The sequence below is a fragment of the Microbacterium oxydans genome (assembly GCF_000956525.1).
Taxonomy (GTDB): domain Bacteria; phylum Actinomycetota; class Actinomycetes; order Actinomycetales; family Microbacteriaceae; genus Microbacterium; species Microbacterium oxydans_A.
Genome location: NZ_JYIW01000024.1, coordinates 24,557 through 43,465, shown reverse-complemented (window position 1 = coordinate 43,465; position 18,909 = coordinate 24,557). Strand labels below are relative to the sequence as shown.

19 protein-coding genes are annotated in these 18,909 nt (G+C 67.3%); 11 read left to right on the top strand and 8 right to left on the bottom strand.

Translation table 11 applies throughout. From position 1 onward, the window contains the following. Positions 1-36: 36 nt before the first annotated feature. The gene (locus RS83_RS08645) at positions 37-495 is read left to right on the top strand and encodes a winged helix-turn-helix transcriptional regulator (protein WP_045279121.1); all 459 of its coding nucleotides are present in this window, start codon (positions 37-39) and stop codon (positions 493-495) included. A gap of 21 nt (positions 496-516) precedes the next feature. Here the strand turns inward: RS83_RS08645 and RS83_RS08640 are convergent, their stop codons facing one another. From RS83_RS08640 to RS83_RS08625, 4 genes are read right to left on the bottom strand one after another with little or no spacing between them, the layout of a single operon-like run. Continuing rightward, positions 517-1,530 (bottom strand): sensor histidine kinase, encoded by a 1,014-nt coding sequence (locus RS83_RS08640; protein WP_045279120.1) that lies wholly within the window; start codon positions 1,528-1,530, stop codon positions 517-519. Continuing rightward, complete coding sequence (locus tag RS83_RS08635; RefSeq protein WP_231587751.1) at positions 1,527-2,168, bottom strand: response regulator transcription factor; 642 nt, start codon at positions 2,166-2,168, stop codon at positions 1,527-1,529. The genes RS83_RS08640 and RS83_RS08635 overlap by 4 nt, the downstream gene beginning before the upstream one ends. Before the next feature lie 14 nt (positions 2,169-2,182). Beyond that, positions 2,183-2,929: a phosphatase PAP2 family protein gene (locus RS83_RS08630; RefSeq protein WP_045279118.1), complete on the bottom strand. Its 747-nt coding sequence runs from the start codon at positions 2,927-2,929 to the stop codon at positions 2,183-2,185. Positions 2,930-2,961: 32 nt separating this feature from the next. Then, complete coding sequence (locus tag RS83_RS08625; protein WP_231587750.1) at positions 2,962-4,212, bottom strand: hypothetical protein; 1,251 nt, start codon at positions 4,210-4,212, stop codon at positions 2,962-2,964. A gap of 167 nt (positions 4,213-4,379) precedes the next feature. Here RS83_RS08625 and RS83_RS08620 point away from each other — a divergent pair, with 167 nt between their 5' ends. The 3 genes from RS83_RS08620 (at position 4,380) to RS83_RS08610 (ending at position 7,095) form a co-directional block, all read left to right on the top strand. Beyond that, the gene (locus tag RS83_RS08620) at positions 4,380-5,930 is read left to right on the top strand and encodes an Ig-like domain-containing protein (protein WP_045279116.1); all 1,551 of its coding nucleotides are present in this window, start codon (positions 4,380-4,382) and stop codon (positions 5,928-5,930) included. 140 nt (positions 5,931-6,070) lie between these two features. Continuing rightward, positions 6,071-6,706, top strand: a complete 636-nt coding sequence (locus RS83_RS08615) for a hypothetical protein (RefSeq protein ID WP_045279115.1) — start codon at positions 6,071-6,073, stop codon at positions 6,704-6,706. A 104-nt stretch (positions 6,707-6,810) separates the two neighbouring features. Further along, the gene (locus RS83_RS08610; protein WP_045279114.1) at positions 6,811-7,095 is read left to right on the top strand and encodes a PASTA domain-containing protein; all 285 of its coding nucleotides are present in this window, start codon (positions 6,811-6,813) and stop codon (positions 7,093-7,095) included. A 64-nt stretch (positions 7,096-7,159) separates the two neighbouring features. On the opposite strand, the gene RS83_RS08605 is transcribed toward RS83_RS08610, so the two are convergent. After that, the gene (locus RS83_RS08605) at positions 7,160-8,386 is read right to left on the bottom strand and encodes an MFS transporter (protein WP_197072094.1); all 1,227 of its coding nucleotides are present in this window, start codon (positions 8,384-8,386) and stop codon (positions 7,160-7,162) included. Positions 8,387-8,525: 139 nt separating this feature from the next. Between RS83_RS08605 and RS83_RS08600 the strand changes: the two genes are divergently transcribed. Continuing rightward, the gene (locus tag RS83_RS08600; protein ID WP_045279113.1) at positions 8,526-9,422 is read left to right on the top strand and encodes a LysR family transcriptional regulator; all 897 of its coding nucleotides are present in this window, start codon (positions 8,526-8,528) and stop codon (positions 9,420-9,422) included. 115 nt (positions 9,423-9,537) lie between these two features. On the opposite strand, the gene RS83_RS08595 is transcribed toward RS83_RS08600, so the two are convergent. Then, positions 9,538-9,963: a cupin domain-containing protein gene (locus RS83_RS08595; RefSeq protein WP_082071629.1), complete on the bottom strand. Its 426-nt coding sequence runs from the start codon at positions 9,961-9,963 to the stop codon at positions 9,538-9,540. 109 nt (positions 9,964-10,072) lie between these two features. Between RS83_RS08595 and RS83_RS08590 the strand changes: the two genes are divergently transcribed. The 3 genes from RS83_RS08590 (at position 10,073) to RS83_RS08580 (ending at position 13,223) form a co-directional block, all read left to right on the top strand. After that, positions 10,073-11,119: a cation diffusion facilitator family transporter gene (locus RS83_RS08590; RefSeq protein WP_045279112.1), complete on the top strand. Its 1,047-nt coding sequence runs from the start codon at positions 10,073-10,075 to the stop codon at positions 11,117-11,119. A gap of 95 nt (positions 11,120-11,214) precedes the next feature. After that, positions 11,215-11,979 (top strand): GntR family transcriptional regulator, encoded by a 765-nt coding sequence (locus RS83_RS08585; protein WP_197072093.1) that lies wholly within the window; start codon positions 11,215-11,217, stop codon positions 11,977-11,979. 26 nt (positions 11,980-12,005) lie between these two features. Beyond that, positions 12,006-13,223: an ROK family transcriptional regulator gene (locus tag RS83_RS08580; RefSeq protein ID WP_045279111.1), complete on the top strand. Its 1,218-nt coding sequence runs from the start codon at positions 12,006-12,008 to the stop codon at positions 13,221-13,223. An 11-nt stretch (positions 13,224-13,234) separates the two neighbouring features. On the opposite strand, the gene RS83_RS08575 is transcribed toward RS83_RS08580, so the two are convergent. Next, the gene (locus tag RS83_RS08575) at positions 13,235-14,575 is read right to left on the bottom strand and encodes an aspartate aminotransferase family protein (RefSeq protein ID WP_045279110.1); all 1,341 of its coding nucleotides are present in this window, start codon (positions 14,573-14,575) and stop codon (positions 13,235-13,237) included. Between the two features lie 34 nt (positions 14,576-14,609). Beyond that, positions 14,610-15,677: a phosphotransferase gene (locus RS83_RS08570; protein ID WP_045279109.1), complete on the bottom strand. Its 1,068-nt coding sequence runs from the start codon at positions 15,675-15,677 to the stop codon at positions 14,610-14,612. Between the two features lie 135 nt (positions 15,678-15,812). Here RS83_RS08570 and RS83_RS08565 point away from each other — a divergent pair, with 135 nt between their 5' ends. Genes RS83_RS08565 through RS83_RS08555 form a run of 3 tightly spaced genes read left to right on the top strand, consistent with a single transcriptional unit; the run spans position 15,813 to position 18,908 of the window. Then, complete coding sequence (locus tag RS83_RS08565) at positions 15,813-16,487, top strand: HAD-IA family hydrolase (RefSeq protein ID WP_045279108.1); 675 nt, start codon at positions 15,813-15,815, stop codon at positions 16,485-16,487. Positions 16,488-16,517: 30 nt separating this feature from the next. Next, a complete protein-coding gene (locus RS83_RS08560; protein WP_045279107.1) occupies positions 16,518-17,801 on the top strand; it encodes an NAD(P)/FAD-dependent oxidoreductase in 1,284 nt (427 codons plus the stop codon). A gap of 3 nt (positions 17,802-17,804) precedes the next feature. Next, on the top strand, positions 17,805-18,908 hold the full coding sequence (locus tag RS83_RS08555; RefSeq protein ID WP_045279106.1) for an alanine racemase: 1,104 nt from the start codon (positions 17,805-17,807) through the stop codon (positions 18,906-18,908). The last annotated feature ends 1 nt before the right edge of the window (position 18,909 follow it).

Here is an 18,909-nt window from a genome sequence, read left to right as displayed (position 1 = left end):
ATAATGGTTTCAATCAGCAACTCTTGAGGAGATGTGATGGCTCGAACAGCACCCGACTCGGCCGCCGTGACATGGACGGACCCCCTCTGCCCGACCGCGCGCGCACTCGACCTGGTCGGCGACCGCTGGTGCCTGATGATCGTCCGAGACGCGATGGAGGATGCGCGCACCTTCAGCGACTTCCAGCAACGCACCGGCATCGCCCGCAACATCCTCACCGACCGCCTCCGCCGCCTCGTCGACCGCGGCATCCTCGCGCGCGAGACGGCGCCGACCGGCAAGAGACAGCACTACGCGCTCACCGCAGCCGGGCACGACCTGTTCGCGGTGATCGTCGCGCTGCGGCAATGGGGCGAACGGCATGCCTTCGCTCCGGGCGAGGATCACTCAGCACTCGTCGACGAGCACGGCATCCCCGTGACGACGCTCTGGCCGGTCGGCACCGACGGCAACGCGCTGGACGCGACGTCGACGCGGGTCACGACGGAGCAGTAGGCCGCATCCGATCGTCCGGCCTCATGGACGTTCTTCGCGCCCCGGCACGTGCCGGGGCAGAACGATCTCGATGGCGGTGCCGCTCGGCGAGGTGGAGACGACGGCGACTCGTCCGCCGTACCTCGAGATGGTGTCGTTGACGAGGGCCAGGCCGATGCCGAATCCGCTCCGAGCAGTGCCTCCCCCGTCGACGGCGTCGGAGGATCGGGCGAAGCGGTCGAAGATACGGGACGCGTCGATTCCACGGATGCCGGGACCGTGGTCGATCACGGTGATCGTCACAGCGGCGCGATCCCATGCAGTCGACAGTTCCACGGCACCAGGAGGCGAGTGCTTGATGGCGTTGTCGAGCAGCGCGACCAGACTTCTCTGCAGGCTCACCTCAGGGATCGCGACCGAGACCTCCGGTGGCGCAGGCGTCGTCACGATGTCGACGCCGCGCTCGTGGGCGATCGCACGCATCGCGGCTGCTGCGGCCTCGACAGCGCGGTCGACGAACACGGCATCGGTTCGGCTGGCCGGTATCGCCTCCATGGAATCGAGGAGGTCGGTGACGATCTTCTGGAGGTCGCGTGAATCATCGCGGAGCTCGGTGATGAGCTGCGCGTTCGGGTCGTTCGGCCCCGACACGCGTTGCAGGACCTGAAGACGTGCGTCCAGGATCGCAAGGGGCGTGCGGAGTTCATGCGAGGCGTCAGCGACGAAATGTCGTTGACGACGAAGTGCGTCCATGAGCGGCACAACCGCCCGCCGCGTCGCGACGAGCGCGATCGTGCCCGCGAGGAGGATCGCACCGATCCCGACACCGATGGCCGCGACCACGATGTCCGCACCCTCGATGTCGATGGTGGTCTCGTCACCGCCCGGTGCGAACAATCGATCCGGGGGGATCTGACTGAACACGATGAGGAGTGCTGCGATGAGGACGCCGACGACCAGAGCGGACACCGCTCCGGCGATCCAGACCCCCACGCGTCGGCCGGCAGCACGCACGAGTCGGGTGTCGGCGTCGAGAAGGTCCGGCCCGCGGTTCACAGTTGCCCCAGACGGTAGCCGCGGCCCCGGACGGTGGTGACGATGTCCGCATCGGTCTTGCGACGCAGGTAGTGCACGTACGTGTCGACCGTGCCTGGCGTATCGGTCGCGGAGAACACGGAATCGAGGATGTCCTCTCTGCTGAAGGTGGTGTCGGGGTGCACGGCCAGCAGTTTCAGCAGCTCGTTCTCGCGGTCGGTGAGGATGGTGCGGCCGTCGTACGGGGAGTAGACGGCGCGGGAATCGGGATAGAACTCCCATCCGCCGATGCGCACGAAGGGGCCTTCGCCGTTGCTGACCCGACGGATCGCACGGAGTCGCGCGAAGAGCTCATCGAACTCGAACGGCTTGACGAGGTAGTCGTTGGCGCCGGCGTCGAGGCCGCGCACCTTGTCGTGCACGCTGCCGAGCGCCGTCAGGATGAGCATGGGCGTCGTGATGTTGTCTCGTCGGAGCGTCTCGACGATCGATATCCCGTCGACGGTGGGAAGCCGACGGTCGATGATCATCACCTCGAACCGCTCTGCCTGCGCTGCGCTGAGCGCATCGCCGCCGTCTGTGTGGAGGGTGACGTCGTACACCTCGTCGAGGACACGGGCGATGAGGGGTCCGAGTTGCGGATCGTCTTCGACGAGCATCAACCGAGGTCTACTCAGGGCCATCGATCCTCCTTCGGCTCGGTCGTTCTCGTTGCGTCTTCCAAGAATCCACCATGATCGGGGTGCTGGTCACTCTTTCTGACCGGCGCCCCGCCCGCCGCGAGGCGAGTTCGGTTCCACAGCGCGGACACGCAGATGCTGAGCAGCGGAACCAGCAGAAGCGACGCCAGCACGTCCGAGGGGAAGTGGGCTCCGAGGTAGACCCGCGACCACGCCGTGACGATGGCGACCACGACGACCAGAGTGACGCTGGTCCTTCGGTACCGCCGCCCGGCGAGCATCATGAGGACGCCCGTCCCGAGCGCCGCGGCGAACGCCGTGTGCCCGCTCGGGTAGCTGAACGTGGAGGGCTCCACCAGCACCGGATGCGCGAGCACGGACATGTCCGGCCGAGGCCGCTGCACGATGATCTTGACCAGATCGGCGAGGCCCCAGGGCACCACGACGAGGGTGGCCATCTTCAGCGCCGCGATCCACGACCTGCTGATCGCTCCCGCGGCACCGATCCCGATCGCCGCGATCAGCACAGCGAACGAAGGGCCGAACACGACGTTGATCGACAGCGCGATCGCGTCGAGTGCAGGCGAGTGCACGCTGTTCACTGCGACCACCGCGCTCGTCTCGACAGCAGTCATCGACGACGACCCGGCGAGCACGAACCCGGTACCCACGGTCGCAAGGAACAGCGTCGGGGGGAGAAGCCACCACACGATGAGGGGCTGTCGACGGGTGGACTTCATGGTTCCAGGATCCTCATCCGCACGAAGAGTGCTCATTTCAGCGTGGTGAGCAGCGTGGTCAGTACGCTCGCCTCCGACGCACTGTCGGGAGTGGGCGCGCGAAGTGCGGTGAGCACGTCGTCGATCTGCCCGTCGATGTACGTCCACCCGATGTCGTCCAGCGGCTGCAGCGTGGGTTGCGCGTCGTCCCAGGCGGTCTCCAGATCGGTGACCCTGGCAGTGGCGGCCTGCTGATCTCCCGCCTTGACCTTCGAGAGGGTGTCAGCCGCGATGGTCCGGAACTCGGACACGGACGCAGCCGGGAATCCGGCCGTGGCCGAGGTGCCGGGCGGCAGCGTGACGGATGCTGACGGCCCCTCGCCTTCGCTGGCGGGTGCGGCGGCGTGGGGCTGCGCTGCCGCCCAGACGAGCACCGCGACCGTCACAGCCGCGACGCCGCCGTAGAACACGAGTGCTTGCCGCTCGCGCTTCGGCGTCGTTCGAGCGACCGGCGCCGAGGATTCCTTCTCGACCACGTCCGCGCGCGTGACGGTGAGGAAGATCACCGTCGCGAGGATCGCTGCGAGAAAGATGAGACTGGTGATCGCGACCCCCAGGCCGAGACCCTGCTGGGCGGGCGGGAGCCCGAACCAGTCGCCGAGATTCGCCCCCAGCGGTCTGGTCAGGATGTACGCGAGCCAGAAGGCCAGCACCGCATTGCCGCCCATCCGCCATCCCACGACGACGGCGACGATCAGCCCGGCGGGGAGGAGCACGGAGACTCCTGGCCCCCAGCCGGTCAGCTCGAGGATCCAATCCCCTGCCGCAGTGCCGAGCGCAAAGGTCACCAGGATGGCGAGCCAGTAGAACAGCTCCCGCGGGGTGGTGGTGATGCTGTGGATCGAGAGGGTCCGCTGGCTGATCCACCACACTCCGAACACGACAGCGAGGAGTCCAGCGAACACGGCTGTACTGATGGCGAGGGGGACGCCCAGGTCGTCCGTGAGGATGTCCGTGTACAGCGTGCCCGTCACACTCACCACGACGACGGTGAGCCAGTAGACGAAGGGCACGTACCTTCGCAGCAGCAGTTGCCACCCGAGCACCCCGGCGAACACACCGGTGAAGATCAGCGCCGTGCTCTCCAGACCGACGCCCAGGGACATGTTGATCCAGTCGGCGAAACTCTCCCCCACCGTGGTGCAGAGGATCTTGATGATCCAGAACCACAGGGTGATCTCCGGAACCTTGCTCAGCATCTCGCGGCGGGCACGTGGTGCGGCCGCTCTCATCGTTGTCGTCACAGACGGCACGCTATGAAGCCGCCACTCAGACACCTCTAAGAATCGGCTGCAGCACGCGAGGTTTCGAGAACTCGCGTCATGATCGCCCGGTTCCTTCGTCTCACCTGTGGGGCCTGGAGCAACCGAGGCCCTCGAAGCGATTGGGGACAGCAGTGAAATCTGGGGCTATGGGTGCCGCGCGCACCTCGACGTCAGACGGGCGAGGTGGCCGGACCTCGTGGGGACGAGCGGTACTGGCAGCGCTCGGTGCATTCGCCGTGGTGAGCGGCATCTTCGGGACGACACAGGTCGCGAGTGCTGCGCCGACAGTCACGTATCCGGGAGCGATCAGCAACATCTCGCTGACGAATGACAGTGGCAGCGGTCCGCTCACCCAGTGGCAGAAGGTACGGATCACCGGCGATTGGGCTGTACCTGCGGGAGCCGTCGCAGGAGAGACATTCGGCATGACCCTGCCAGAAGAGTTCAGCCGACTCTCGACCGGCTCCTTCACGATCGCCGACCCGGACACCGGCGCCGTGATGGCGAACTGCGTCGTCGACAACGGTCAGGGTGCAGCGGTCGTCTGCACACTCACCGACGCGGTCAACGGTCTCGACCAGGTCGGCGGATCGTTCTGGATGCAAGCAGAAGCGTCGCAGACCACCACGAACGAGACCGTCGAGTTCGACCTCGGTACGTCGATCGAGGTCGTGGACCTTCCGGGCGAGGGCGGCATCATCGTCGGCACCGACGGGGAACCTGCCGAGCCTGCCAAATGGGGAGACGCCACTGTCGAGGACGGCATCATCCGATGGGTGATCGCCATCCCCAGCGGCTACGTCGCCGACGGCTCGTTCACCATCAAGGACTCCCTCGCGGACAGCGAGACCGAACACCACTACACCGGCCGCGCGGTCTTGAAGCAGCGCGCGGTCGAGAACGGCACCATGGTCGGGGACTGGGTCACACTGGACCCGACTGCATATGAGATCGCGTTCGCTCCTGATGGAAGGTCATTCGACTTCTCTGCATCAGGGCTTCCGAGGAGCGGTTACACCTACGAGCTCATCTACTTCACCGAGGCCGACGGCGCCACGTCCGCCGGCGATGTCTTCGGCAACGCGGCCATCGTGAACACCACCAAGACATCTGCCGAGCACGTCGCCACCGACTCCGGAGGCGGAGACGGACACGGAACGACGTACACGCAGTTCTCCATCACGAAGGCCCTCACTGGTCCGCTCGCAGATGAGGTTCGCGATGCCACCTACACCGTCAGGTACTCCGTCAAGGGCTCCGATGCCCCAGCAGTGACCATGACCGTTCCGGTCGGCGAGTCCGTGACCAGCGGACGCGCTCCCATCGGATCGACGTTCGTCATCGAGGAGATCGACCTCCCGGCTGTCACGGGTGTGACCTGGGGCGCGTGGACGATCACCGGGGAGGGTGTGACGGCTGCCGCCGACGGCAGGTATGAGGTCACCCCCGGATCGTCGGCAGGGGTCGCATTGACGCTGACCAACACCGCGAACACGGTCCCGTCCACGCCTCCGCCGACGACGCCGCCGACGCCGACGCCATCCGAGCCGCCGACGCCGAAGCCGACACGGACAGGCTCTCTCGCACAGACGGGTGGCGGCGACGGTCTCGCGGCACTCCCCGCCGCCATCGGTCTCATCCTCGCCGGTGCGATCACGGCCATCGTTGCTTCCCGACGGAGGCACCTCGCGAAATAGGTGACCTCAGCAGGCGACCTCAGGTGGTCTCGACCCGTTGGCGGTGGCGCTCAGCCACCGCCAACGGGTTTCGTGTTCCAGGGCGACGTGTGCCGACGAATCGGCGCATATTCGCAGGTCGCGTACCTCATACTCGGGTGATGTCAACCGCCGAGGAACCGTATCTCAGGGAGCGGGCGCTTCCGCAGCCCGGGCGTCGGCGTGCGCAGCAGATCGTCGCGACAGCGACACTGGCGTTGGCGTTGATCGCGGCTGCGGCTGTGGCCCTCGTCGATTCCATGTCCGGCGGTGATGCGCAGCTGCTGCTCGTCGTAGTACCGTCGCGGCACATCCTCGGAGTCGCCACGATCCTCGCTTTCGTGGCGCTGAGCTCCATGTTCTGGACCCTCTCGCTCCCTTCCGGCTGGTCCGCAATGGTCGTGATCGGGCGCGTGCTGTCCATCGGCGGCGCACTGATAGCCGTGTTCTGGGGCGTTCTGACGACACCCTGGCCCGTCACACCGTTGCTGATCCACGGGTGCGAATCCGGGTACGTCGTCGAAGAACGCTCGTTCCTCTTTCTTTCGTCGATCACGGTGCTCGAGCGGCACGGACTCGTCGCAACTCCTGTCCTGGGCACGAGCGCGGATGACGGATATCAACCATTCGCCGCCGGCGAGTACGACGCGTGGGTCGATGACGGGCATATCGAGGGATGGTTCGCCTTGGAGCCCGGATCGAATACGGCATTGAGCCGGTTCGAGCTCCCGCTGTCGCAGTCACCGCACTGCGGATAGGCAGCCCGGAAGCCGTCGCCGCTTGTGTTCACGTGCGGACGCGGCCTCGCGGTCATCGGCCGGGGGTCTCGTCAGCCCGGGCCCGGCGGCGTATCGTGCAGTCCATGGCAGACAGAGCTGCTGACAGGGTGACGGTGCCGAACGTCATAGGACTCCCCTTCCACGTGGGCCGCGACCTCGCCCACGATGCGGGGGTGACTCTGGCGAACCCCGACCCAGATGGGCCACCCATCGGAGCCCTCGCGTGGCCGGGGCTCTTCTACATCACCTCCCAACAGCCCGCAGCTGGAGCCACGCTCTACCGCTGGGACTCAGTCGCCGTCGAATTCATCGAGCACGGCTCGGCGGAATCCACAGCGATCGGGAGTGACAGCAAGCCGGGTGGATGAGCATCGCCGCGCGAGTTCCATCAGCAGAATGACTGGCACGAAAAGCACCCGCACGGAGGTTCGTTCAGCTTGCCCTCCTCGGAGCACACGTGACAGCGACCAGCACGGCCAGCAGGGCGATACCGGCGTTGATCCAGAAGACCTGAGCGGGCCCGGTGCCATCGAGCCACCGCCCTCCCGTGAACGCGCCGAAGGCGATGCTCGCGTTGAAGACGCTGACCCACAGCGCAGACACCGCTTCTCGCTGTTCAGGTGACGCCTGAGCGATCCAGGTCTGTGTCGTCACGGAGACGCCGCCGTAGACGAAGCCCCACATCGCCATCGAGATCGCGGCGGCGACAGGGGTGATCGCGACGGACGGGAACAGCGCCAGCACTCCGGCGATGCCGAGGCTCAGCCCGATGGCGACCACCTTCGAGTTTCGTGAGGAGATCGGCCCTGCCACGAAGTTGCCGAGGATGCCGAGGTCCCCGTAGATCAGGAGCATGGTCCCGATGACGGCCGGCGCGAAGCCTCCGAACGTCTCGAGCGCAGGGCGGACGTACGTGTACGCAGCGAAATGCACGATGACGAGCAGCGCGGTGATCGCGAGCCCCGCGCGCACCCCCGGGTTTCGGAATGCGAGCGCGAGCGCGCCGAGCGGAATCGTCGTGGTGGACGGCATCTCGGGCAGCACGATGGCCATCGCAAGAGCGATTGCGGTTGCAGCCGCCGCGAGGACCCAGAATGCCGCATTCCAGTTGACGGCGTCACCGATGAACGTGCCGACGGGGACTCCCAGCACCGAGGCGACCGCGATCCCGCTGAAGATGATCGTCGTCGCAAGACCGAGGGAGCGGGAGCTCACGAGTTTCGGAGCCAGGCTCGCGGCGAGGGCCCAGACCCCACCCATGCTCACGCCGAGGATGACTCGGGCGATGGCGAGGATCAGGAAACTCGGGGCGATCGCGGTGAGGGCGTTGGCTGCGGCGACGAGCGTCATCAGGGCGATGAGCGTCGACCGACGGTCGATCCGGCCGGTGACGATCGGGACGAAGGGCGCTGTCACCGCTGCGGCGACGCCGGTGATGGTGAGCGAGAGTCCGACCGTCCCCTCGCTCTCGCGCAGGGATCCGCTCATCGGGGTGAGCAACCCCACCGGCATCATCTCCGCCGCGACGACGATGAACGTCGCTGCGGCGACGAGGACGACAGCACCCCAGCGATTCCGATCCTGCATCGATGACCGGGGGCGGGAGATGTCAGGAGCGTTGTCCCGAGGCGATGCGGATGCAGGCAGGGGCGAATTCATGCTTCCAGCGAATCGCGGACGCGACGCCTGATCAACGGCGAATCGGTGATCGATCCATGAGTCAGATTCATTGATGATCGGCGTAGGCTCGCACTCGGATGCACGTGCGCAGGTATCCGAGACGGAGATGGGGCGAGGGATGGCTGAGTTGCCGATCCGAGAGATCGAGTGCTTCCTCGTACTCGCCGAAGAGCTGCATTTCGGACGGACCGGCGAGCGGCTGTTCGTCTCTCAGAGCCGGGTCAGCCAGCTGATCAGCGCGCTCGAGCATCACGTCGGCACACGCTTGGTCTCCCGCACCAGCCGACGCGTCGAGCTCACCGACGCCGGGACGCACTTCCTGGCTGCCGTCTCTTCGGCACACCAGGCGCTCGTCGACGTGGTCGACGATGCGCGTGTCCGCGCGCGAAACGCGCCGACGCCGATCGTCGTCGGTTTCCAGGGCGCGATCTACGACTCGATCGCGAAGGCGATCGCCGCGTTCGAACGACAGCATCCGCGGGTTCCGGTGCACATCAGGGAGCTGCCCCTCGGCGACCCGTTCAGCGACGTGCTCGCCGGCCGTGTCGATGCCGCAGTGGTGCTGCTTCCCGTCGACGATCCCGATCTCGTGACGGGTGTGATCTTCTCCCGGCAGCCTCAGATGCTCGCGATCTCGATCGACCATCCCTTCGCTCGTGAGGGCGAGATCGCGGCTGAGCAACTGGCGGAGATCAGCCTCGTCCCGATCATCGGTCCGGCACCGGCAGCCTGGATGCAGGTGCATTCGCCACGGACCACGCCTGGCGGGTCACCGCTACGGATGCGTGGCGGAGCGGCGACCGTGCAGGAGGGTCTCTCTCATGTGGCGTCCGGCCACAGCGGCCTCATCCTGTGTGCAGCGACGACGGACTACAACAAGCGAGTCGACGTCGCATTCGTGCCTGTGCGAGGGCTGCCCGAATCCTCGCTGGGTCTCGTGTGGCGCGTCGACCGTGAGAGCCCGCGCATCCGCCACTTCGCTACGGCTGTCGAGGACGCGCTCGACACGCCATGACCTCACGGAATGACGCGGAAGAGTGAGAGTCAGGCGCCCATCCCGATCCAAGGTGCATGTACTCGAACGGGAAACACGTTCGTCATGACATCGAGAGCACTCTGCAACGGGCTCTCTACGCTGATTCTGCGGTGATCGTGCGCACGGTCTCGCGCGCACTGAGCTGGGGGCCTGCCGCGTCGACCAACGCAGTGAACGGGATGACGATCCATGCTTTGCGCAGGGTCTCATGGACGGTCCACCGGCCGACCCATCCCTCCGGTGTGATGAACAGGGAGCCCGCCTGTACGTCGAAGGTCCTTCCATCCTCCTCCTCGATGGTGGCGCTCCCCGACACGATCTGACACATCTCGTGGTACTGCGGACGCGTGCTGCGGAACGAACCCGGCGTCACCTCCCAGACACCGGATCGGATCCCTTCGGGCGACTCCCACACTGTGCGAGAGGACTCCGTCTGACCCTCACGCTCGGCCGTGGCCTTCGCCTTGTGGTCGCCGGCATCCGTTGTGGTCACGTCATGGACGACGATCGCTCTGGTCATGTTCTCCGCCTTGTCGATGCATGGGTGGGCGCGGTCTCGCGCCACGTGGCCAGTATCGATTCTTACAATCAGATTGTCAACAATCCTACCTTGCTGTTACATTCGTGCCATGACCTCTTCACACCGGCATGAGCATGGAGACCAGGGCCACTCCCACCAGGATCACGACCACGGGCACCCGTTCAGCGATGGACACCCGACGCGGCCCGTCACCGTCGAGGCGGGCGGCCACGGACACAGTCACGACCACGGGCTCGAAGGCCACTCCACTGCCGGAGGAAAGCACCGCAAGAAGCTCGTCCTCGTGCTGTGCATCACATTCACCGTCTTCGCGGTGCAGGTCGTCGGCGCCCTGATCTCGGGATCGCTCGCGCTCCTCGCAGATGCCGGCCACATGCTCACCGATGCGACCGGCGTGCTCATCGCGCTCATCGCGACCTTCGTCGCCGCGCTCCCGGCGACGTCCAAGCGGACCTACGGTCTCATGCGCGTCGAGGTGCTCTCGGCCATGATCAACGGCATCGTGCTGAGCGTGATCTGCGTCGTCATCGTCTGGACCGCGATCCAGCGCCTCGGAACCGAGGTCGAGATCGAGACGGGTCCCATGCTGATCGCGGCCATCGCCGGCGCCATCGCCAACCTCATCTCGCTGCTGATCCTGCAGTCGGGCCAGAAGGAGAGCATCAACGTGCGCGGTGCGTACCTCGAGGTGCTCGGAGACCTGCTGGGCTCGGGCGCCGTGATCGTGGCCGGCTTCGTGATCCTCTTCACCGGATGGAACTGGGTGGACCAGGTCGCGGCGTTCGCCATCGCGGCACTGATCGCCCCGCGCGCCTACAGCCTCCTCAAGGACGTCGTGCGGATCCTCCTGGAAAGCACTCCGAAGGACGTCGATCTCGACAAGACCCGCGAGCACATGATGTCGGTGCCCGGCGTCGAGCGCGTGCACGACCTGCATGCGTGGACCATCACCTCGGGCGTCAACGCCATGTCGGCGCACGTGGTCATCGACCAGGATGCCCTGGACTGGGACCACTACGACCGCATCCTCGACGAGCTGCACGCCTGCCTGGGTGAGCACTTCGATACGAATCACTGCACGATCCAGCTCGAGCCGGTCCACCACTCCGACCACGAGAACGACGTCCACGCCTGAGACGACCACCGCCGCTCGGCGACGAGAAACGAAACGAATCGGCGCGGACACCCCGCGACCCCGTAAGCCACGGTAGATTGTCTACAATGCAAGTGATGCCGGTGCCGGACAGCGCACCGATCTCGCGACGGGGGACGACCATGAACGGTGTACAGACGCTTTCGGCGATCAACAATCGACCGACGGCCGTCGTGATCGCCGACCAGCTGCGCGAGAGCATCATCAACGGCGGGTTCTCGCCCGGCGACCAGGTGAACGAGGCGCAGGTCGCCGGTCAACTGAACGTCTCGCGCGGCCCGGTCCGTGAGGCGCTGCATCGCCTGGTGCAGGAGGGTCTGCTGCTCGCTCGACCGAACCGCGGCGTTTTCGTGCAAGAGCTGACGGTGCGCGACGTCGCCGAGGTCTACGAGGCGCGCGAGGTCATCGAATGCGCGGCCGGCGAGATCATCACCAAGTTCAGCCCGGAGCAGCGCGAGGCCACGGCCGCGCGGCTCACCGACATCGTGCAGCAGATGCAGGCGGCGCTCGACGCCGAGGACTGGACGCGTCTGGGCCGCATCGACCTCGAGTTCCACACTGCCCTGGTGCAGGATGCCGGCAACACCCGGCTCGTGCGCGCCTATGCCACTCTCGCCACTGAGGCGCTCATCTGCCTGTTCCACTTCCCCGACGCGTACCCGAAGCCCGACCGTGTCGTGCCTGGCCACCAGGAGATCGCGGACCTGCTGAGGGCGGGCGACATGGAGCAGCTGCACCATGTGCTCCACACGCACTTGTCGCTCAGCGACTACCAGCTGCACAGTCACGACGACGAGGGTGCGCTGCGCCACGGTCGCAACGAAGAAGGCGAAGAGTCCTGAATCCTCAGCCGGCACCGTCGGCGGTCGTGAGCCTCACCGAGCGCTCGCGCAATCAGGCGAACGTCTTCGCAGCCGCGATCACCCGGGCGACCATGACCCGCGGCGATCTCATCGCAGACACCGGACTCAGCAAGGCGACGATCGCCCGCATCGTCGACGATCTCGAGGCGCTGGGGCTGCTCTCCCCCGAAGCCCCAGCCCCCGTCGATGGGCGGGGCGAAGCCGAATCAGCGCCACGGCCGGCGTCCCGCGGACGCCGCCCCACCGCGCTCACGGTGCCGGCTGCGGTCGGCCAGGTGATCGGCGTCAGCCTGGGCCTGCAGCGCACCGGCGTGCTGGCCGTCGACCTCGCCGGTCGCGAGCTCTCGTGGGGAACCGTCGCGACCCCCTCGCATGCCGACGTGCTGGCCACCGTGGACTGGCTGGGCGGATTGATCGCCTCGGCTCGCGAACGCACCCCCGCCCCACTTCGTCGCGTGCTGATCGCCGTGCCCGCGCGGGTGGTCGACGGCATCCGGGTGCCGAACCCGCCAGCCGCCATGACCGCGATCGGAGAGGCGGAGTTCCTGTCGCTGCTGACGGATGCCGTCGGTGCCGAGGTCGTGCTCGACACCGACGCGAACATGGCACTCGCCGGCCTCACGGCCGAGGGCTTCATCCCCGATGACGCGCGCCCGCTGCTCCTCAACATGAGCACGGTGCTGACGATGGCCCTGGTGCGGCGCGACGGATCGACGGCACAGGGCGCGAGCAGTTCGTTCGGCAACTTCTCGGCGCTCCCGTTCCCGCGTGGCGACGAGGAGAGCACGCTCGGGTCGCTGCTGAGCACCCATGGGCTCGAGGACTACTGCGCTCGGCGAGGTCTCGCGCTCGGGCACATCTCGGAGCTGTGGGGCGGGGACGACGAGCTCGGCCGTTTCGACACCGCTTCACCCTCCACTGCGCGCGACGCCGTGGTAGACGTGTTCGCCGAGGCACTCTCCGCGGCACTGCTCATGGTGTCGGTGATCTCCGACCCGCTGCTGGTCGTGCTCGCCGGGCGCCTCGCCCCGCTCGCCCAGCGCGTACTCCCCCGCGTCACCGAGACTCTGGCGGAGGCGCTCGACGAGCCTCCCCAGATCCTCGTCGCCAACTCCCGCACCCGTGCGCACACCACCTCGCTCGGCGCCGCCCACATGGCGCTGACGACCGTGCAGCGCGACATCTGCGACCGCCTCGCGAACGGCACCTGGGCGCGGGGCTGACCCCTCGCGCGTCAGAGGTGCAGGGCAGCGACCTCTCGCAGCCCGTCGAGGAAGCGCTCGACGTCGTGCTCGTCGAACGCGAGCGGCGGACGGATCTTCAGCACGTTCACCTCGCGTCCGGCACCGCTGATGAGGATGCGACGATCGCGCATCCCATCGATCACGCGGGTCGTGCGTGCGCGATCCGGGGTTCGCTTCTCGCGATCCTCCACGATCTCGACCCCGACGACCAGCCCCGCACCGCGCACCTCGGCGACGTGCGGCGAGTCAGCGAGCAGTTCGCGGATTCCCGTGCGCAGCAGTTCGCCGATCCGTTCGACGCGAGCCGGCACCCCCTCGCTCTCGAAGACGTCCAGCACGGCCGCGCCCGCGGCGATCGGCACCGATGATCCGCCGAAGGTGTTGAAGTAGCGCACCTTCTCGCCGAAGTCGCGGGCCACCTCGGGCCGGAAGACGACGGCCGAGAGCGGGATGCCGTTGCCCATCGGCTTGCCCATCGTGACGATGTCGGGAACGACCTGCTGCATCGCGAATCCCCACATGCAGGTGCCCAGTCGACCGAAGCCGGCCTGCACCTCGTCGGCGAGGAACAGCCCACCGACGGCATGGACCTCGTCGACCATCCCCTGCAGGTAGTCGCCGGCCTCGGGGAAGATGCCGTCGCTCATGAACGACAGATCGAGCACGAGCGCCGACACACCGAATCCGTGACGGGCGAGGTCGTCGATCGCTCGGCGCGTCTCGGCGCGCATGTGGTCGGCGAGGCTGAGCCCCGCGGGGACGAGCTTCGGGTCGGGCGGGTCGATCTCTCGCACGTGCGGTCCGAGCGGAGACCCGTCGCCCAGCGCCGGCGAGATCGCCGCGACGGCGCGGGTGATGCCGTGGTACGCCCACCTGTTGACGATGACGCCCTCGTTGCCCGTGTGATGCGCCGCGACTCTGAGCGCGAGGTCGTTGGCTTCGGAGCCCGAGCAGGCGAAGGTCACGCGCCGCAGCTCCTCGGGGAAGTACGACACGAGACGCTCGGCGTAGTCGACGAGCCCCTCCTGCGCGTAGCGGGTGTTGGTGTTGAGCGTCGCCACCTGGCGGTTGACCGCCTCGACGACGTGCGGATGGCAGTGCCCGACCGAAGGCACGTTGTTGTAGGCGTCGAGATAGTCGGCTCCGTCGGCGTCGAACAAGTGCGCCTTCTCGCCGCGCACGAATGCCACGGGGTCGTTGTAGATGAGCAGGTAGCCGGGACCGAGCACGTCGAGCCGTCGCTCGATGTTCGCCCGGATCCCCGGATCGACCTCGTCGAGTCGCGCCGGATCGAAGCGGCTGGGGTAGCGCGATGCGCCGAGTGACACCATGGTCGTCCTCTTTCGTCAGCCCGCGGAGCGCGGGTCAGTCCTGATGCAGCAGGTAGGAATGAGCAGCGTCGAAGCCGAGGTCGATGACGCCGGCCACCCGTCCCCAGTCGTGCAGGGCGTGGCGGCGCACGTAGTCGGCACGGTCGGTGCCCTGCTCGAGTCGCCACGTGGCGATGAGCGCGCGCAGCACGACACGCGCCGCGGCCGCGACGGCGACCATCCCGACCTCCTCGTCGCTGAGCGGGAACATGTCGCGATAGCCGTCGAGCAGGTCCCGCGCCTCGACCCACGGATGCCGGGGCGCGGATTGCAGGTGGTTGCCGAGCAGCACCGCGGGGTCGAAGACGACCGGCGCGCGCATGGTGTCGCCGAAGTCGATGACACCGCTGACGTAGCCGACGGCGGACGGATCGACGACGACGTTGTAGGGACTGAAGTCCCCGTGGATGACCTGCGATCGTGCTGTGGCGAGGCGGGGCTGCACCTCCTCGCGGAACGTCCCGAAGACCTGTCGGGCGAGCTCGTGCCGTCGTTCGTCGGCCTCGAGCTCGATGAGCGGCTCGAAGTGGAGGAACCGGCGCAGATCCCAGGCCAGCAGGGGCGTCTCCCCCGGATGCGCGAAGTCGGCGAGCGCGGAGTCGACCCGGCCGAGCATGGCGCCCACCGCGTGCCGCTGCTGCGGGGAGGCCGGATGCTCGGCGAGCAGGAGTCCCGGCAGGAACCGATACACCCGCAGGATGCCGGCGGGCTGACCCGTCTCGTCGTCGAAGGGTCGCCAGAGTCGTCCGTCGAGCGCCGGACGCACGTTCTGCAGCGGGATGCCGGGGTCGGCATGCTCGATCGATCCGATCACGTCGACCTGGCATCGCACGACGTCGAGCGGCTCCTCCGGATGCGAGATCTTGACGAGGAACTCGCCGGCAGCATCCGCGTCGCCGTGACGTAGGCGATAGGTGGCGTCCTTCTCCGTGTCGAGGCGCGAGAGGTTCCCCTGCAGTCCGTAGCGCTGATCGAGCACACGGGCGAGCCAGTCCTCGTCGACGCGGTGCGCCGTCCCGGCGAGCCCGGTGTCGCGGAGAAGCGCCTCGGTCGCGGCATCCATCACGGGTCCTTCCCTGTGCGGGTCGTCGGCCGTGAACCGGCCGATCGAGACTGACCCTAGCATTTCGTCTCTGACTGAGACAATATGGAGTGCACGCGGATCCCATTCCCCGCTCCCCACACCGAAAGGCAGATCGTGTCCATCGAACTCCCTCGCCCGAAGTACATCTCCTTTGACGTCATCGGCACGCTCATCTACTTCGAGATGCGCAAGACCGTCGAACCCCTGCTCGCCGACCGGATCACCGGCGACGACTTCGAAGCGTTCTACAACCGCTTCCGCCTCGACCGCTACGACGAGATCATGGAGTACCGCCCGTACGAGGAGATCCTCGACCGGGCCTTCCGCCGCACGGCCGCGCGCTTCGACGTCGAGGTCCGTGAATCCGACGTGGCCACGATCCTCGAGGACATGCGCGGATGGGGTGCGCATCCCGACGTCCCCGCGGCGCTTGCGACCATGGCCGAGCACTTCCCGCTCGTCGCCCTCTCGAACGCCGACGACAGCCACCTCGCGAACTTCATCCCGCGACTCGGGGCACCGTTCCACACCGTCATCACGGCCGAGCAGACCCGCGCCTACAAGCCGCGTCACCAGGCGTTCGACCACATGCTGAAGCAGCTCGATGCGAAGCCCGAGGACTTCCTGCACATCTCCTCGCACCAGCTGTACGACCACGTCCCGATGTCCGAGCTCGGCTTCACGAACAAGGTGTTCCTCGACCGCGGCTACGACCCCGACCTGCCCCACTACGGCGCCGTGCGCATGACATCGCTCGACGAGGTCAACCGCGCCCTCGGCATCGCCTGAGTCAACCGGATCATTCTGAGAGGCTCCCCCATGAAGATGCACTCCTATTGGCTCGACACTGCGACACCGAGCGGCGATCACACCGAGACGCCCATCCCGCGCGAGGTCGATGTCGCGGTCGTCGGCGCCGGGTTCACGGGTCTCTCGACCGCATACCACGCCGCGAAAGCCGGGCTGTCGGTGGCCGTGCTCGAGGCGAACACCGTCGTCTGGGGAGCCTCCGGACGCAACGGCGGCATGGTCACCAACGGTCTCGGCATGGGCTTCCGCGACGCGGTGGCCCGCTACGGCGAGGCGAAGGCGAAGGAGTACATCGACCTGTACAACGACGCCGTCGACCTGATCGAGCAGCTCGTGGTCGAGAACGACCTCGACGTCGACTTCGAGCGGCGCGGCAAGCTGATCCTCGCCTCGAAGGAGTCCCATTTCGAGGGTGTGCGCAAGACGAGCGAGGCTCTGCGGCGCCTCGCCGGGCACGACACGGAGGTGCTGGACCGCGAGCAGATCCGAGCCGAGGTCGGCAGCTCGGCGTTCTTCGGAGGCTTCACAGAGACGCGCTCCGCCGCCGTGCACGTCGCGAAGTTCGGCCATGCCCTCGCGGCTCTGGCGATCCGCGAGGGAGCTTCGATCCATGAGAACGCGGAGGTCACCGACCTCCGCCGCATCGGCTCCGGCACCACGCACGAGCTGGTCACCACGCGCGGCACGATCCGCGCCGGCAAGGTCGTCGTCGGCACGAGCGGATACACCGGCCGGCCCTTCGGCTGGCTGCAGCGCCGGGTCGTCCCCGTCGGCAGCTTCATCACCGTCACCGAGCCTCTGCCGAAGGACCTCGCCCACGAGCTGCTGCCGAACCGTCGCGTCGCCACCGACACGTTCAACCTGCTGCACTACTTCCGCCTCACCCCCGACGACCGTCTGCTGTTCGGCGGGCGGGCGCGGTTCGCACTGTCCGACCCGGCATCCGACCGCAAGAGTGGCGAGATCCTGGTCGCGGCCCGCGACGCGATCTACCCGCAGCTGCGCGACGTCACGACCGAATACATGTGGGGCGGACTCGTCGACATCTCGATGGATCGCATGGTGCACGCCGGCGAGCGCAACGGTCTGTTCTACTCGATGGCGTACTCGGGCCACGGGGTGCAGATGGCGACCTACATGGGCAAGGTCATGGCCGATGTCGTCGCGGGGCGGCCTGAGGCGAACCCATGGCGTGATCTGAAGAACCCCTGGATCCCCGGCTACTTCGGCAACCCCTGGCTGCATCTGCGCGCCGGCGGGACCTGGTACGGGCTGAAGGACCGGATGAGCTGATCCATGGACGACTTCCCGAGGATCCTGGCCGCACTCGGCACGGAGATCAGCACGCCGGCGCCGATCGTCCTCATCGACGTGGTCGAGGAGAACATCACCCGGATGCAGGCGTTCGCCGATGCGCACGGCAAAGCGGTCCGCCCGCATGTCAAGACGCACAAGAGCGTGCGGATCGGGAAGATGCAGCTGGATGCCGGGGCCATCGGCCTGACGGCCGGCACCCTCAGCGAGGCGGAGATCTTCGCCGCCGCCGGATGCCCCGACATCCTGCTCGCCTACCCGCTGTGGATCACAGGGGCGAAGGAAGGACGTCTTCGACGTCTGTCGCGGGCGACGCGGCTGAGCGTGGGCGCGGAGAGCGCCGCCGCGATCGAGCGGCTCGCTGAGGTCATGGGCGATGCTGCCGACGCTCTCGGGATCGTGATCGAGGTCGACTGCGGCGCTCGGCGCTCCGGCGTGCGACCGGAGGACGCCGGAGTACTGGCCGCTCACGCGACGCGGCTCGGCCTGCGCGCCCGCGGTGTCTTCACCTACCCGGGGCACGGCGGCACGATCGGCGCCAGGGAGAGTGCCGCAGCGGACCAGGCCGCGGCACTGCGCACCGCCGTCGAATCGCTGCGCGCCCACGGCATCGAGCCCGAGATCGTGAGCGCGGGATCGACACCGACCGCCGAGTTCAGCACCGATCCCGTCATCACCGAGGTCCGCCCCGGAGAGTACGTCTTCAACGACTGGGACAACGTGCGCCTCGGCGACAGTGCACCGCAGAACATCGCCCTGTTCCTGGCCAGCACGGTCGTGAGCGATCAGGGGCACCCGCATGTCATCCTCGACGCGGGCACGAAGGCGCTGGCCCGCGAGGGCAATCCCGAACGGGGCTACGGACAGGTGCCGAGCTTTGACGGGTATCTCCGGGTACTCAACGAATACCACGGGTTCCTCGAACTGCCAGCTGGGGGTCCGCGACCGGTGGTCGGCGAGACCGTCGCCGTCGTTCCGCATCACGTGTGTCCGGTCGTCAACAGCTTCGAGGAACTCATCATCACGGACCGCACCGGCGCGCTGCTCGACCGCTGGCCCGTCGACGCCCAAGGCCGCCTGAACTGAC

Excerpts from the sequence above, each read along its gene's own strand:
- RS83_RS08615 (WP_045279115.1), top strand. The coding sequence starts at position 6,071 with ATGTCAACCGCCGAGGAACCGTATCTCAGGGAGCGGGCGCTTCCGCAG.
- RS83_RS08575 (WP_045279110.1), bottom strand. The coding sequence starts at position 14,575 with ATGGTGTCACTCGGCGCATCGCGCTACCCCAGCCGCTTCGATCCGGCG.
- RS83_RS08590 (WP_045279112.1), top strand. The coding sequence starts at position 10,073 with ATGACCTCTTCACACCGGCATGAGCATGGAGACCAGGGCCACTCCCAC.
- RS83_RS08610 (WP_045279114.1), top strand. The coding sequence starts at position 6,811 with ATGGCAGACAGAGCTGCTGACAGGGTGACGGTGCCGAACGTCATAGGA.
- RS83_RS08585 (WP_197072093.1), top strand. The coding sequence starts at position 11,215 with ATGCCGGTGCCGGACAGCGCACCGATCTCGCGACGGGGGACGACCATG.
- RS83_RS08605 (WP_197072094.1), bottom strand. The coding sequence starts at position 8,386 with ATGAATTCGCCCCTGCCTGCATCCGCATCGCCTCGGGACAACGCTCCT.
- RS83_RS08570 (WP_045279109.1), bottom strand. The coding sequence starts at position 15,677 with ATGGATGCCGCGACCGAGGCGCTTCTCCGCGACACCGGGCTCGCCGGG.
- RS83_RS08560 (WP_045279107.1), top strand. The coding sequence starts at position 16,518 with ATGAAGATGCACTCCTATTGGCTCGACACTGCGACACCGAGCGGCGAT.
- RS83_RS08635 (WP_231587751.1), bottom strand. The coding sequence starts at position 2,168 with ATGCTCGTCGAAGACGATCCGCAACTCGGACCCCTCATCGCCCGTGTC.
- RS83_RS08600 (WP_045279113.1), top strand. The coding sequence starts at position 8,526 with ATGGCTGAGTTGCCGATCCGAGAGATCGAGTGCTTCCTCGTACTCGCC.
- RS83_RS08595 (WP_082071629.1), bottom strand. The coding sequence starts at position 9,963 with ATGACCAGAGCGATCGTCGTCCATGACGTGACCACAACGGATGCCGGC.
- RS83_RS08555 (WP_045279106.1), top strand. The coding sequence starts at position 17,805 with ATGGACGACTTCCCGAGGATCCTGGCCGCACTCGGCACGGAGATCAGC.
- RS83_RS08630 (WP_045279118.1), bottom strand. The coding sequence starts at position 2,929 with ATGAAGTCCACCCGTCGACAGCCCCTCATCGTGTGGTGGCTTCTCCCC.
- RS83_RS08620 (WP_045279116.1), top strand. The coding sequence starts at position 4,380 with ATGGGTGCCGCGCGCACCTCGACGTCAGACGGGCGAGGTGGCCGGACC.
- RS83_RS08645 (WP_045279121.1), top strand. The coding sequence starts at position 37 with ATGGCTCGAACAGCACCCGACTCGGCCGCCGTGACATGGACGGACCCC.